We start from the raw sequence: 14,160 nt of genomic DNA, 5'->3' as shown, positions 1-14,160 counted from the left end.
CGCAGCTGAGACCGGCTCAGGGAATGGCGGTCGCGGTCAGCTCGAGGTCGGACGTCGGCCGTTCGCGCTGGGTCGCGATGGCCGCTCCGGCCGCCACACACACGACCACGATGGCAATCTGCTGTAGCAGGGTGAAGGTCTCACCGAGCACGAGCGCGCCGAAACCGGCCGCGATGACCGGGCCGAAGCTGGTGATGATCGCGTACAGGCGGGGGCTGATCCGACGCAAAATGTAGGTGTCGAGGGTGTACGGAAAGGCCGAGGAGACGACGCCCACGAGCAGCAGCAGCCCGACGATACCCCAGGTGAAGGCCGACAGATCCAGGGTGAACAGGGCGATGGGCACCACGATCACGAGGCTGACCAGGCTGGCGATCGAGATACCCTCTAGGCCGGCGAATTCGGTCGCCACTTTGCGGGTCAGCAGAATGTAGCAGAACCACGAGGCCGCCGCGGTGAGCGCGAGAAGGATGCCGAGCGGGTCGAGCATGCCGTCCGACCAGGTCAAGAGGAACACTCCCCCGGCGGCGGTCGCAGCACACACGAAGTCCAGGATGCGGCGGCTGGTGACCAGGGCCAGGGCGAAGGGTCCAAGAAATTCGATCGTCGCCGCGATGCCGAGTCCCAGCATGTTGACGGCTTGGTAGAAGGTAAGGTTCATCACGGCCAGCACGACGCCGAGGGCCAGCGCTGGCCAGATTCGGGCCCAGGTCAGATTTCTCAGCCGGGGCCGGGCGAGCGGCAGCACGACGATGACCATGACGATCTGGCGGGCCGCGACGACGATGGGCGAACCGACGACCGGAATGAGCAGTCCGGCCAGTGAGGAGCCGAAATTGATGCTGACCTCGGTGGCGAGCTGAGCTCCCGCACCGCTCAGTTTGTCCCGCCTGGTTCGCACACTGCTCCTGTCGGGGCCGTCGAGGCACCTCTCGACAGTACCGCTCGCGGCATCCGCTCTGAAATTCGGGCGCAAACTTGGGTCTACAGTTGCAGCGGAATGAACTGGTATTCGCTGGTCAGGTGCTCGTGCTGGCAAGCACCGCAGTACAGCACGCCCGACACCCGCATCGCGTCAACGCGAGAGGAACACTGGATCACTTTGGGACCGCAGCACGGTGAAATCACCATGAACCCGCCCGACTCGGCCGGATCATGACCACTCAATCCGCGGTCGTGGTGCACTCCCTCACAGGGGAGAAGGGACTCGAAGTCGAGCTGCTCCACAATCTGAGCGTCCAGTAGTGCATCCATGATTTCACAGCCGATCTTGGTGTTACTCAGCCGCCATCCTGGGCCACGTCACCCGACGGCGACCAGCCCGGATGAACGACGACCCGCGATCGCCGGCACTACCAACCGGGACCGGGGTTGGCACGAGTGTCGACTTCGTGCAAAAAAGTGAAGCCCCCTACGAGGTAGGAGGCTTCCATTGTCGACTACGTGATCTGTGCATCGTACGCTTCTATTCTGAAATTACCAGTGCGACTTTTCGCGACCTCACGGGCAGAACTAGTGAAAGACCGCTCGGGAGACCACCGTCACCTCCAACGGCACGCCGTCGGGCACGACGAGGGTGAGTACCGGTGGGCGCCACCAGGATCGCAGCGTCACCGACGCGCTCTGCCCGTCAGCGGATACCGCGCTCGTCACGGCCAGCGCCTCGAACGAGTCGTGCGGAACGAGCCGCAGGTACTCATCGACCGCCGCGGAAACATCGTCCGAGCGCAGCGATGGCCGCGGCCCGACCACCCCGACCTGAACCGCATCGAGGGTGAACGCCTCGGACCCGGCGAGCGCCGCACCGTCGGCGAGGCCGAGCAGCCGTTTGTGTTCGAGATAGAGCGACGTCGCTGACAGGGCCACGAGTACGAGGCAGAGCGCCAGAAAGCCGTAGAAAATAATGAGCAGCAGGGTGGAGCCGTCCTCGTTCGACGCGGGCGGCAGACGTCTTCTCATCCGAGGCTGCCAAACCGGGACACGAGCTGCGACGACTCCGCAGTCATGGGCACACTCGCACTCTGGTTCAGGGCGAGCAGATCGGGCACAAGCGGCAGCGCGATGCCGATGCGCACGGTGACCGTCACGAGCCCCCGTGGAGTCAGGCAGTGACTCGAACCGCCAGCGCACTCGATCTGCACCTCGGCGTCCCCGGCCGAAAGGCCGTAGTCCTCGAGCGCGAACGCGACGGCTCGGCGGGCACGCACCGTGGCCGTGGCCTCGTCCGGGGACTGTACGTAGACCCTGGCTGCCTGCCGGGCGGCGCCCTCCACGGCGAGAGCACCACCCTGCAGGGCTGACAGTGCGAGCACCAGATAGACCAGGGGAACCAGCAGAATCATCCCGGCCGTGATGAACTCCAGTGAGGCAGAGCCAGCCTCAGAGCGGCTACTCCAACGATTCGACCGCAGCATGAGCGACCACCTCCAATCCGCGCGGAGCACCGAGCAGCCCCATGAGCGGCAGCGGTGCGATCACCCGCACTTCGACACTGGGAAACCCGGCGCTCACTCCGAACTGGGCCACGACATCGGTGGCATAGCTCGCGCCAATGGCCGTCGTGATCAGATCGCGCGTGCGCTCTGCCCCCGCGGACAGACTGCTGTCGGCGAGGGTCGCGTAGCGGGCACCCTCGGCGGCAGCGTCGAGCACGGTGTTGCGAATGTGCAGCGCGAGGGCCAGCTGCATGACCATGAGCGTCAGAAAGGTCAGCAGCGACACCACCATGACAAATTCGGCCACGGCGGAACCAGCCTCGTCCCGCAGCCGCTGAGGGCCGGGCCAGGCGAGGTGTCGCATCCGGTTACCGAGTTTGTCCACGCCGACCGGTCAGAAACTACTGACGCGATCCATGGCCTGCTGGAACACCCCGCTGAGGGCGGGGCCGGCGAGTCCCCAGATTATGAGTACCAATCCGGCCGTCATTAACGTGATCAGCACCCAGCCGGGCACGTCACCCGTTTCATCGCGGAGCAGACCCTGGAGGCGAAGCATGATTCGGTTCATAGCATTCTCTTTTCTGGTGGGAGGGAGGTACGGGCGGTGCGTTCAGAACCCGGCCTGCAGAACAACCAGCCCGGGAAAAACTGCGAACAGAACGGTCATCGGCAAAATCAGAAAGACCAGTGGCACGAGCATCGCGACTTCTTTCTTGCCGGCCAGCTCGAGCAGTGTGCGCTTGGTTTGGTCGCGGGAGTCCTGCGCCTGCGCTCGCAACACCTCGGCCAGCGGCGACCCACGATCGAGTGCACCGGTGACCTGGTCGACAAACCGGGTCACCTCCGGCAATTGGATGCTGCGCGACAGTGACTGCAACGCCGCCCCGATCGGCACCCCGACGTGCACGTCGGCGACGACCCCGGCGAATTCTCGCGACAGCTCCCCCGAGCTCGTACGCGACACCCGGCGGATCGAGTCCAGGATGCCTTCCCCTGCCGACAGGGACAACGTGAGGAATTCCAGAATGGTCGGCAGTTCGCTGCGCATGCGCGCCAAGCGTGCGGTCGCTGCGCGCTGGAGCAGCCAATCCCGCAGCATCGCCCCGCCGATCGCTGCAACGAACGGTACAACCAGACGGGCGGGCAGCAAAAGTTCGGGCAGGGCAACGATGGTGACCACCGTTCCAACAGCGAACGCGAGCAACGCCCAGACCAATTGCACGGAGCGAAACTCCAGGACAGTTTTCGCCGAGCCGGACTGGTGCAGACGCCGGGCAACGGTGTCGCTGCCGCCGAGAAGACTCGACAGCCCCCGAGTGAGCGCGCCGAACAGTGGGGCGAACAGGCTGCCGAGCACGGGAAGCGGGTTCACCGTTCGCCGGGCCACAATGTGGCGCGCTTCCGGGGAAATATCGAGGATGTAGGGCACCACGCGGTCAATCAGTCGGGGCCGGGTCAGCCGCGGCGTCAGGCTCACGAGCGACCACAACCCCACCCCGAGGCCGGTACCGCACAGTACGGCCCAGCCCAGTGCAGACGAACTCAGGGCAGACGAGCTCAGGGCGGCGCTCATCGACGACACCCGCCTACGAAAACCATCGGCGTTCCTCCGGCAGACGTCCGAGGGCGATCATGACTCGGTAGGCGATGACAGACAGGGCCAGGCCGCTCGCGATCACCACGATGCCAGCCGGCGAGTTGTAGGCGATGGCGGCTTCGGGGCGGGAGGCCAGCAGAACCAGAATGATCCACGGAGCTGCGACGCCGAGGCGGGCTGCATTGACCACCCACGATTGGCGGGCTTCCACCTCGAGCCGCACCGCGGCATCCTGCCTGAGCCAGGCGGCGAGGCTGCGCAGCACGAGGATGAGGTCGCTTCCGCCGACCTCTCGCGCCATCCGCAGGGTTTCCAGAATGCGATCGGCGACCGGGTCGGCGAGGGAACGTTTGAGCTCGTCAACGCAGTACGTGAAATTGCCGGTGGCGCGGTATTCACGCTCGAACTGCGCGAACGCGGTGCGCGTCGCCGGCGGTCCGGCCTGGGCGAGGCTGCTCACGCTGTCGGGCAACGCCAGCCCGGAGCGCAGAGCCGACACCAGATGGTCGACGACGTCGGGCCACACCGTGCGGTTGGCGCGACGCCTGGCCGCCGCCCGCCACGACACGATCAGCCACGGCAGCAGCAGCCCGACCAGCCCGGCGACCGCGCTGAGCGCGAGAACAGCGAAGATTCCGTGCACCAGGGCAGCGGATGCCACCCCCGCGATCGCAGACAGCGCCAGGAACGCCGGCACCGGCACCGACCGCAGGCCGCCCTGAACCAGGCGCACCCGCATCCGCTCCCCCACTCCGGCACGTTTGGGCGTGGATCCGGCCGGCCAGAGGAACGGGGCGAGAACGAGCACGAGACCGCTACCCAGCAGGCACCCCAGTACGAGAGTCATGCGGCCCCCTGCCGCAACACCGACGCAGGGTCGACGCCGGCCGCCCGAAACTTGGCGAGCTTCGTGGGGTGCGAACCGGTGGGCTCGAGGTGCCCGTGCGGCGAGAGGAACAGCGGGCTCGCCTCGATGGTCGACCCCGCCAGCTGGCCGCTCGGGGCGATGATCTCGGTGGCTCGCCTTCGGCCGTGCCGGTCGATTTCGCAGTGCACCACGATATCAATGCAGCCTGCCACGGTCGGGAGCACGAACGAGGAGTCGATGTTGCGGCCGGCCAGCAGCGGCAGGGTCGAGAGCTTCGCGAGCGCATCCCTGGCACTGTTGGCATGAATCGAACACATCCCGGGCAGACCACTGTTGAGGGCGATGAGCAGGTCGAGACTCTCAGCCTCGCGCACCTCGCCGACGACGAGCCGGTCGGGGCGCATCCGCAGCGACTCCTTGATCAGGCGCCGCAGGGTGATCTCCCCGGTGCCCTCCAGGCTCGGCTGGCGGCACTGCATGGCGACGACGTCCCGCGCCGACAGATCGAGTTCGAAGGTTTCCTCGACGGTCACGATGCGTTCGCCTGGCCGGGTCGAGGAGAGCAGAGCGTTCAGCATCGTGGTTTTGCCGGTCTGCGTGGCACCGGACACCAGAATGTTCTGCCCGCCGAGCACGCAGATCCGCAGAAAATCAGCGGCCTGCTGGGTGAGCGCACCCAGCCCGACCAATTGGTTGAGGTCGCGGATGCGCCGGGTGAACTTGCGAATATTCACGGCCCAGTATTTGCGCGTTATGTCGGGGATCACCACGTGAAGACGGGAACCGCCGGTTATCTAGCCACGCCCTAGTTATCCACACGAATGGGGAGGCGATTTTAGTCAGCGGATGTCAGTGTCACGTGACACGCTAGTTCGGACTTCTGCCATCTAGTCCGGACAGTCCGCCGATGTTTAGCGGCGAGTTCGCCCGGCCGCAGTCCTAGAACCGTCGCTCGTCTCTGTCTCACCGGCGGTCTGGCCTGGCATCAGTCCTAGGGCGCGTGCCCTGCCATAAAAGTAGCGCGGGCATTGCTGGCGCTTAGATACTCGGGCGCATCCGATCAGCTCTATCACGGCACTCTCGACCTGTCACATAACTAACGTTGGGTACCGAGATGGGAGCTAATGGTTGTGCGACGTAGTTACAAGACTTGGGGCATCGCAAAATCTTGCGGATCTGGGGAATGAACAGGTCTAGCCGATGAGGCGTCTCGTATCCCTAGGGTTTCGAGACAGCCGTTTCGTGGAATGGCGGAGTTTTCCAGGGCAGGGCAGTTGTCGCGACCGCAGTTGATGCCACGGTCGCGTTTACGCCGGCACGACAGTGTGCTTATGGGCCGAGAAATATTTCCGTCGTGAGGGGGGTGTTCGATTAACTGGCTGCGGCCGGTGGCCACTATGCGATCGCGGACATCGCAGGATCGAATAGGCCGCTTTTTGGCCTCCGGGCGAGGCACATCAAGGGCGACTTCTTGGCAGGTTCCTCTGACGAGTCAGACTACGGTGCTGACCAACGGGTGATAGCGGCAGCTAGCATAATTCTGCCGCATCACCGTGGGTCAGCATCCGCAGCCTGACAGGTGTTGTTCGTATCGGGCTAGATGAAGCTGTGTCGCGCGAGGCAGTCGAGGTAGTAGACGAAGGCTTCGTCGTTTACGTCGCCAGTTTTCATCGAGTAGTAATTTTGGTCAGTTTCTGTTCCAGTCTCTCTGTATCCGGTCAGCGCGGTCATGTACGTCGTTAGGTGGTCAGACATCCCATAAACCTTGGCACCAGTGACGAGGCCGTCTTCTTGCTCGAGCACGATGGAGGTGCGTTGGCCCACCAAATGTTGAGTGTTTAGAAGGTTGTATGCCAGCCAAGACGCGTCTCCAAGAGGCGCCGTTCCAAGATCGTCAGTGTCACTGCCCGAAGTTTCTTGAAGGAAGAGTCCCCGCCAGCTTTCATCGTACGTATCAGGACCAACATCTTTCATTTCCTTCTCTTCTGCGCTGTACAGGCGGGATAGGACGTCCGGATGAGTGATCGTGTAGAGCGAGTAGATCAAGTCCTCGCGGACTTCTCCATCGTTCGAATAGTCAGTGCGTGTAATGGCCTCGAGCGGGATTTCATATGCACAAAAACCCTGTTTCAAGTGTTCTTCAACGGCGTCCGTTGTCCATCGCTGAGGATTGGTCTTCTTCCACCGTGCCAGGAGGTCTGAACGGTCGTCAGCTTCGTGATTGTCCATCAATTGGGTAGTCCGAAAAAGGCGTGCATTGCGGGGGTGCGGTTGCTCGGGTGGAAGTGTGCGAATTTTCCGCGACCGCCCGAATCGCGCTCAGGTCCGACTACGGCCAGGCCGTTTTTGATTCCTTTCGCAACTGCGAGCGCGCCGGCCTCGCTGCGAGACCACGTGTCTTTCCCCCCGCGGCCCCATGTGATGGCCGCGGAAAGCGACATACCATTTGCAAGCACGAGTTTGCCGTTTAGAATCATTGCGCGGAAATGTTGGTAGCTTGATCCCTTTTTATTGAGGGCATCGATTGCGTTAGTGGCTGCGATCCACGTAACACCAGCGACGATGACAACTGCAGATGCCACCAGGAGTGTTTTCAAGATCTCTAGAGCGATAGGTATTCCCAGAACCAGTACTGGCACGAAGGCGGCATAGCCCACGTCATCGGCATATGATTCTGTCTCACCAGTGGCCAGGTCTGTCATGGTGAACGAGGTGGCTTCGTCGTTCAACTCTTGTATCTGGATGGAGTAGTTGGCGTTGTAGTCGGTGTCGATGCTCCCTAGAGAAAAAAGAGCGCTACTGTCCTCAAACGACAACGTTGTCAGCGCCGTGACAGGTTCGCCAGATCCCAAATCCGATGTCGTCTCGACTGAGATTTTAGTGAGCGAGGCGTCCACGTCTTCCAGTGTCAATCCTGCGTCGTTGAAAGCGGATTCAAGCTTTTCCTCGTCAACCATCCCGCTGCCTGAAGCTTCTACCGGGGCAGAGCTGGTCTCTGCGAACGCGGGCGAGTAAGCGAATCCAGAGAGCAGCAGCGCCGCTACGACTCCGATGGCGATCTTTTTCATTGATTGTCTTCCTTTGATTGGTGAGCGATCAGTGCGGACAGGGTGGAATCGGGTTTAGCTACGCCGAGCAAGCTTTTCAAGATTTGATTCGAGGTCATTGCTGCAGCCGCTGACGTCCCGGTGACAAGCTGCCGGGCCCCCGTGCGGTCGACCGCGGGAATGTCTTCACCGGGTGCGAAGTAATTCACATGGTCAATAGCCGAGAAGCTTGATGGATGGCCCGCGGCATCTAATGAGCCGACGGAAATAACTCCCGGGTATCGGGCGGGGTAGCCCGCCCCCATCCCTTGGTTGTTTCCAGCAGCCGCGACCACCACGATTCCCGATTCAACGGCGCGTTTCACCGAGTCACGTAAGGCCCGGGTGTCCGTCCCGATCGCGATGCTGACGTTAATGACGTCCACCTGGTCCCGGATAGCTTGCTCTATAGCGTCCGCAACGTCCTCTGCCGACGCGGTTCCTGCAGTGAAGACGGAGTAACTAATCCAAGTGACTCGATGGGCCCACGCAGGACAGCTATCCTCATCGATTCCTGCTGCGATCGATGCGACTAAAGTGCCGTGCCCTTGGTCGTCGGCGTCAGTATCGAAAACATGAAAACAGCTAAAGTCGACGTTTTCATCGTTGAGGCCGCTATCGACGAGAGCGATCGCGACTGTGTCTCGAACCGCCGGCGTGATCGATGCCGATGAGCAACCTATCAACAGAAGGGCTGTGACGACAATGATTGACGTCGAAAGGAACGCGGGGCGTCTGCGGGGACCCCCTCGGAGAGAGGTCAAAACATGCGTTGCGTTGACTTCACGCGCGGAACAATTACCCCGGGCAGCGGTTCATTAAATGGCTGGTCTCGCAGGCGATACGATCCACCCGCCCATTTTCGAAACATCATTTTCCCCCCGATGCTCACGAACCAGATGTCGTGTGAAACTCAGATTGGCGGAGATAACTCGCGGCGTCAACTCCATCCGGAAATAGTCAACGGAATTTTCATGTGGGCGACGATTAAGCGGCTATTTGAGTTCCGTCCTCGCCCAGCATGGGCATCTCTCTTTTTTCGATGTCGGTGAGTACTGAGTATTTGAGGACTTGAGCACCCACTCAATCGTGCGGTTCAGCACCTACCGGTATCAGTCCCTCGACCGTGCGCGACAGTCTGTCATTTACAGCCATGCCGACTTCTACAGATCCGACCATCTCGTCATTCAGTGGGCGAAACCCTGACGCCCGACGAGCGGGTCCAACTTGTCAGCGACGGTTGAAATGTAGTCCAGAATCGACGGTTTAAAACTAGGCCACCCAAGCACGATAGATGGGTGATCACAGTGGAAGATTGGGCTTTGGTTCGTCGCCTTCACCTGAGCGAGGGCGTATCGCAACGCGAGATAGCGCGGCAGCTTGGCATCGCGCGCGACACGGTCGCCAGAGCGATCGCGTCAGATGAACCGCCGAAATATGACCGGCCCGACCGGCCCTCGGGGATGCGAGATTTGGAACCGCGATTGCGGCAACTGCTCGCTGAGTATCCCAAGATGCCCGCGACAGTGGTAGCTGAACGGTTGAAATGGACCGGGTCGATTTCCTGGCTTCGTGAGACGGTTGCCCGACTGCGACCGGAGTATGCGCCCGCCGATCCCGCAGACCGACTATTGCATTGCGCTGGGGACCAAACGCAGTGTGATCTGTGGTTCCCGCCGGTGAAGATTCCTCTCGGTGCTGGTCAGTTCGGCTCCCCGCCGGTGCTGGTGATGGTGGCAGGGTTCTCTCGCACCATTTGCGCGGTGATGTTGCCTTCTCGGACGACACCGGATCTGTTAGCGGGTATGTGGCATCTGCTCCTCACCCAACTACTGGCGGTCCCGCGACGGCTGATTTGGGACAACGAGGCGGGCATCGGCCGTGGTAACCATTTCGCTGCTGGAGTCAGCGCCTTCGTGGGAATGCTGGCCACCAAGATCGTGCAGCTGAAACCCTTCGATCCCGAATCGAAAGGCATCGTGGAGCGAGCCAATCAGTATCTGGAAACATCGTTCTTGCCCGGACGCACCTTCTTGTCTCCGGAGGACTTCAACGGGCAATTGGCTCGCTGGTTGTCGTCGAAGGCAAACCACCGGACCGTTCGCAGCCTCGGGTGCAAACCGGTTGATCTGATCGAACAAGATCGCGCCGCGATGCTCCCGCTTCCGCCGGTGGCTCCGGTGGTGGGATTCTCCTCGAGGGTGAGGCTGCCGCGAGACTATTACGTCCGCGTCGCCGGCAACGACTACTCCGTCGATCCGACCGGCATCGGTCGGATGGTCGACGTGTCCGCCGACCTTGCCCAGGTCATCGTGAAGCTCGACGACAAGGTCGTGGCCTGTCACTTGCGGGTCTGGTCCACCGCGCAGACCATTACCGACCCCGCTCATGTCACCCAAGCAGCGCGACTGCGGCACGCATTCCAACACCCTGCAGCTGCCACCGCGACCGAGTCGGACCTGCACCGAGATTTAGCTGACTACGACACCGCGTTCGGTGTCGACTTCGACACCACCATCCCGAACGTCAGCGACGAGGAGGTCGCGTGATGGGAAATCAGACCAGCAGCGAGATCGAGTACTTGGCCCGAGCGTTAAAAGCACCCCGCATTCGCGACTCGGCGACCCGGCTGGCCGATCAAGCCAGAGAGGCGTCGTGGTCCCATGAGGAATATCTCGCCGCGGTTCTCTCCCGGGAGGTCTCGGCGCGGGAAGCGTCGGGGGCAGAGATCCGCATTCGCTCAGCCGGGTTTCCTGCCCGCAAGTCCCTCGAAGACTTCAGCTTCGATCACCAACCTTCGCTGCGCCGCGACACGATTGCACACCTGGGAACCGGAGCGTTCTTGGCCGAAGCAAAGAACGTGGTGCTGCTCGGGCCGCCAGGAACAGGGAAAACGCATCTCGCGATCGGATTAGGGATCAAGGCCGCCCATGCCGGCCACCGGGTGTTGTTCGCTACTGCCGTCGATTGGGTGGCCCGGCTGCAAACGGCCCACCAACAGGGCCGACTCGCCCTGGAACTGATCAAGCTCCGCCGTTACGGCCTCATCGTCGTCGACGAGGTCGGCTACATTCCATTCGAACAAGACGCCGCGAACTTGTTTTTTCAACTCGTCTCCAGTCGCTACGAACACGCATCGCTGATCTTGACCAGCAATCTCGCGTTCGCCCGCTGGGGTGACGTATTCGGAGACCAAATCGTGGCCGCAGCCATGATCGACCGCATCGTCCACCACGCCGACGTCCTCACCTTGAAAGGCGCCAGTTATCGACTCCAGAACACCGGAATCGAATCCCTGCCTTCAGTCCGAGCCCAGAACGCGGCACAATAACAAGACAACAGTGGCCTAGTTTTCCACCGTCGTATTTGGCCTACTTCTTCACCGTCGCTGACACTCGTAACCAATGTGCCTCGGAACCCACGGGTTATGAGACGGTCTGAACGGTCGAAACCTTGTCGCGTTAAAGGCACCTGAGCGCGAATCCTTAACGGGCGGGTCTTACGGGCACCTCCCGCCCAAGCGCGATGCGGAGCCCAGTTGTCGCGAGGGAGCGTCCGTAGGGGGTCCGGCTTACGGACAGTGCTAGCGATGTTCGCTGACTGCGATCGAGGTAGTTGTGGTCATGCGGACGTTCGAGGGTCTGTCTGAGAGGTGGAGCTAGGCTCGGGTATTGAGCCGGGAGATGTGTGCGCGCGATTCTAGAACCGTTCCAGATAGTCGATGCGAGTGACCAGCGGTATCGGGGGAGACGTTCGGCCGGCCTGTTGGGCGTGTTTGCTGTCTCGGTCTCGCTGCTCGCCTCGGGGGTGCCGTCCTATTGGAGCGATGAGGTCGCCACTCTCCGCGCTGCACGGTTGAGCTGGGCAGAGTTGTTCGCGTTCCTTGGGCAGAAAGACGCGGTCCACACCGGGTACTACTCGGTCATGAAGGTGTGGGTGGGGGCATTCGGAGAGTCGGAGTTTTCGACGAGGTCGCTGTCCGCCCTCGCGGTCGGCGCCGCGGCGGCCGGTATCGTCCTGTTGGTCGCCTCTGTCGGGAGCCTCCGTGTGGGGGTGGTGGCGGGGGTTCTCTTTGCGATCCTGCCTCGCACTACCTACATGGGCATCGAGGCGCGGTCTTTTGCGTTGAGCGTGGCCGTGGCTGTCTGGGCCACCCTCATATTGCTGGTCGCGGCCCGTCGACCGTCCTGGCGTTGGTGGACTCTCTACGCGCTAGCCGTCGTCACTGGAACGTACTTGTTCCTGTACTCGGTTCTGCTTCTGGCCGTGCACGCGGTGGTGCTGCTGTTGGATCATCGCACCCGCAGGGTGCTGAGTAGGTGGGCGGTCGCAGCGCTCGTGGTGGTCGTCGCGTGTGTGCCGCTGCTGGTGGTGAGTGTGGGACAGAAGGAGCAGATCGCGTGGCTCTCGGATCAGCCCGTGGTGAATGTGTGGACGATCCTCGTCGAGCCCGCCTTCGACAGTTCCTGGCTGGTCGCGGCGATCGCGTGGGTCACGATCCTCGTCCTGGCGGTGCGCGGTCGCCGGGTCCTAGCCAGCCGAGACGGGGGCCTGCTGCGCTTGGCCGCCGTCTGGGTTGTACTCCCGCTCCTGCTGCTCCTGGTCGCGGATGCGCTCATCGGGCCGCTTTACACGGCGAGGTATCTGTCGTTCACGGTCCCGGGGATGGCTGTCGTCCTTGCGGTCGCGTTCACCCGCACGCCCCGCACCGTGGTGACGTGGATCCTCGTCGGCGCGGTCGCTTTGGCTGGTCTTCCGACTTACCTTGCTCAGCGCGGCCCGGTTGGAAAGAATGGGGGCAGCGACCTGGCCCAGATCGCCGACTACATCGACTCTCAGGCGCTGCCCGGCGATGCAATCTACTTGCAGGACACCGGCTCTGTCACGCTCCGGCCGCGGCAGGCGCTGTATGCGTACCCGGACCACTTCGCCCATGTGCAGGACATCGCCTTCATCGCCCCGTTCACCACGACCGGGACTTTCTCTGATGTGACGGTCGCGTGGCCTGACATCCGCTCGCACCTGGCAGACGTGGACCGCATCTGGGTGGTTCAGGCGGGTACTTCGATGGTCGACACCAACAACCTGCTGCTCCCTCTGGGATACGTCAAACAGCAACCCCACGAGACCAACCGTTCGGTCATCGCCCTGTACGAGCTCCCGCCGATCTCAGACGGGGACGGCTGACGCCGGCCGGGGATCTCCCGGAGGTCGTGTCGTAACCCGGTGGATCTTGTGGGAAAGAGCACGCTTCTCAACCAAGTGCCACGAGAATGCGGCGATGGCCGCGGTCGTCGCCGTCACGATGGTGATATTCATCGACCAGGACAGAATGCCGAACCAGTCGATGACGAGCTGCTGGACGAGGAACCCCCACAGGTAGAGGCCGTAGGAGAGGTCCCCGAATCGAGCGGCCCGGCAAACCCCCGGAGTCGACGCCCGTCCGGCCACAACGAGAACATACGGCAGAGCAAGCCAGGCCGCCGCGAGGGACACGATCGGGACGAGAAGCGCGATCGCAACCCACAGCGTCACGACCCCGATCGCCAGCCTGACATTGAGCAATCTTGCCGGAGCACGGCTCAGGAGGGCGCCGACGGCGAAGAACGCCCACGTGGTCCCGGCCGACCCCGCCCAAGCCAGAGCGGGACTTGCGACCGGAACTAGGGCGAACGTGAGCGCGAGAAGGCCGAAGACGAGGTACCCCCAGGAGGACCGGGTGCGTAGGAAGAGCCCGATGACGGCGACCACGAGGTAGCAGATGAACTCGAGCCCGAGAGTCCAGAGCACCCCGTTCACCGCGGTCGACCTATGCCCGGCCTCGAATACCCCGGGCAGCTCGTACTGGGCCGTCAGCAGCAGGTTGAGCAGGTACTGGTAGACCATCTGGTCCCGGAAGTACTGTCCGGGGGTCAACGTGCTGACAACCGGGCCGATCAGTAGGACGGTGACCATGACAACGACCACGAGTGCGGGGAAGATCCGCAGAGTCCGGTTGACCAGGAACGGCACGAGGGCTGGATTGTTCGCCCAACTGGTCGCGATCAGGTATCCACTGATCGCGAAGAACGCGTACAGGCCCAGGCTGTGGACGGGTATCCCGAGGACCCGGGGGCCGCACCGAGGCCGGTGAGGGTGAAGGAATGGCCGACGATCACGGCCAAGGCGGAC

The 14,160-nt window shown here is 62.5% G+C and carries 15 protein-coding genes and 1 pseudogene; 3 read left to right on the top strand and 13 right to left on the bottom strand.

The window, feature by feature from the left end; genetic code table 11:
- Positions 1-16: 16 nt before the first annotated feature.
- The 12 genes and pseudogenes from E3T35_RS12560 to E3T35_RS12510 all read right to left on the bottom strand — a co-directional run bounded on the left by E3T35_RS12560 (position 17) and on the right by E3T35_RS12510 (position 8,675).
- Positions 17-901, bottom strand: a complete 885-nt coding sequence (locus tag E3T35_RS12560) for a DMT family transporter (RefSeq protein ID WP_134379367.1) — start codon at positions 899-901, stop codon at positions 17-19.
- An 83-nt stretch (positions 902-984) separates the two neighbouring features.
- The gene (locus tag E3T35_RS12555) at positions 985-1,254 is read right to left on the bottom strand and encodes a hypothetical protein (protein ID WP_134379365.1); all 270 of its coding nucleotides are present in this window, start codon (positions 1,252-1,254) and stop codon (positions 985-987) included.
- A 258-nt stretch (positions 1,255-1,512) separates the two neighbouring features.
- Positions 1,513-1,959, bottom strand: coding sequence for a pilus assembly protein TadG-related protein (locus E3T35_RS12550; protein WP_134346554.1), 447 nt, complete (start codon positions 1,957-1,959; stop codon positions 1,513-1,515).
- Positions 1,956-2,414, bottom strand: coding sequence for a hypothetical protein (locus E3T35_RS12545; protein WP_134379363.1), 459 nt, complete (start codon positions 2,412-2,414; stop codon positions 1,956-1,958). Before E3T35_RS12545 ends, E3T35_RS12550 begins: the two co-directional genes overlap by 4 nt.
- Positions 2,389-2,799, bottom strand: a complete 411-nt coding sequence (locus E3T35_RS12540) for a TadE/TadG family type IV pilus assembly protein (RefSeq protein WP_166789940.1) — start codon at positions 2,797-2,799, stop codon at positions 2,389-2,391. The genes E3T35_RS12545 and E3T35_RS12540 overlap by 26 nt, the downstream gene beginning before the upstream one ends.
- Positions 2,800-2,829: 30 nt before the next feature.
- Positions 2,830-3,006, bottom strand: coding sequence for a hypothetical protein (locus E3T35_RS19320; RefSeq protein ID WP_166789937.1), 177 nt, complete (start codon positions 3,004-3,006; stop codon positions 2,830-2,832).
- Positions 3,007-3,048: 42 nt separating this feature from the next.
- Positions 3,049-4,011 (bottom strand): type II secretion system F family protein, encoded by a 963-nt coding sequence (locus tag E3T35_RS12535; protein ID WP_134379361.1) that lies wholly within the window; start codon positions 4,009-4,011, stop codon positions 3,049-3,051.
- Positions 4,012-4,024: 13 nt separating this feature from the next.
- Positions 4,025-4,882, bottom strand: coding sequence for a type II secretion system F family protein (locus E3T35_RS12530; protein WP_134346495.1), 858 nt, complete (start codon positions 4,880-4,882; stop codon positions 4,025-4,027).
- Positions 4,879-5,688, bottom strand: a pseudogene (locus E3T35_RS12525) (CpaF family protein); the annotation flags it as partial. The gene E3T35_RS12530 and the pseudogene E3T35_RS12525, both read right to left, overlap by 4 nt.
- A gap of 811 nt (positions 5,689-6,499) precedes the next feature.
- Positions 6,500-7,135 carry a hypothetical protein gene (locus E3T35_RS12520; RefSeq protein WP_134379357.1) on the bottom strand — a complete coding sequence of 212 codons (636 nt, stop codon included), beginning with the start codon at positions 7,133-7,135 and terminating at the stop codon, positions 6,500-6,502.
- Positions 7,132-7,971 (bottom strand): hypothetical protein, encoded by an 840-nt coding sequence (locus E3T35_RS12515; protein WP_104082778.1) that lies wholly within the window; start codon positions 7,969-7,971, stop codon positions 7,132-7,134. Before E3T35_RS12515 ends, E3T35_RS12520 begins: the two co-directional genes overlap by 4 nt.
- A complete protein-coding gene (locus tag E3T35_RS12510; RefSeq protein ID WP_158251185.1) occupies positions 7,968-8,675 on the bottom strand; it encodes a S8 family serine peptidase in 708 nt (235 codons plus the stop codon). Before E3T35_RS12510 ends, E3T35_RS12515 begins: the two co-directional genes overlap by 4 nt.
- A 612-nt stretch (positions 8,676-9,287) precedes the next feature.
- Between E3T35_RS12510 and istA the strand changes: the two genes are divergently transcribed.
- The 3 genes from istA (at position 9,288) to E3T35_RS12495 (ending at position 13,176) form a co-directional block, all read left to right on the top strand.
- Positions 9,288-10,538: an IS21 family transposase gene (gene istA / locus E3T35_RS12505; protein WP_104134113.1), complete on the top strand. Its 1,251-nt coding sequence runs from the start codon at positions 9,288-9,290 to the stop codon at positions 10,536-10,538.
- On the top strand, positions 10,538-11,320 hold the full coding sequence (istB, locus tag E3T35_RS12500; protein ID WP_104134114.1) for an IS21-like element helper ATPase IstB: 783 nt from the start codon (positions 10,538-10,540) through the stop codon (positions 11,318-11,320). The genes istA and istB overlap by 1 nt, the downstream gene beginning before the upstream one ends.
- A gap of 356 nt (positions 11,321-11,676) precedes the next feature.
- Positions 11,677-13,176 (top strand): glycosyltransferase family 39 protein, encoded by a 1,500-nt coding sequence (locus E3T35_RS12495; RefSeq protein WP_134346488.1) that lies wholly within the window; start codon positions 11,677-11,679, stop codon positions 13,174-13,176.
- Here the strand turns inward: E3T35_RS12495 and E3T35_RS12490 are convergent.
- The gene (locus tag E3T35_RS12490) at positions 13,159-14,073 is read right to left on the bottom strand and encodes an acyltransferase (RefSeq protein WP_255578011.1); all 915 of its coding nucleotides are present in this window, start codon (positions 14,071-14,073) and stop codon (positions 13,159-13,161) included. The two genes, E3T35_RS12495 and E3T35_RS12490, sit on opposite strands and share 18 nt — an antisense overlap.
- Positions 14,074-14,160: the final 87 nt, after the last annotated feature.

This window comes from Cryobacterium sp. TMT1-2-2 (genome assembly GCF_004403505.1).
GTDB classification, from domain to species: Bacteria; Actinomycetota; Actinomycetes; order Actinomycetales; family Microbacteriaceae; genus Cryobacterium; species Cryobacterium flavum.
Note: the sequence above shows the minus strand (reverse complement) of the source record. Positions and strands in the feature narration are given on the sequence as shown.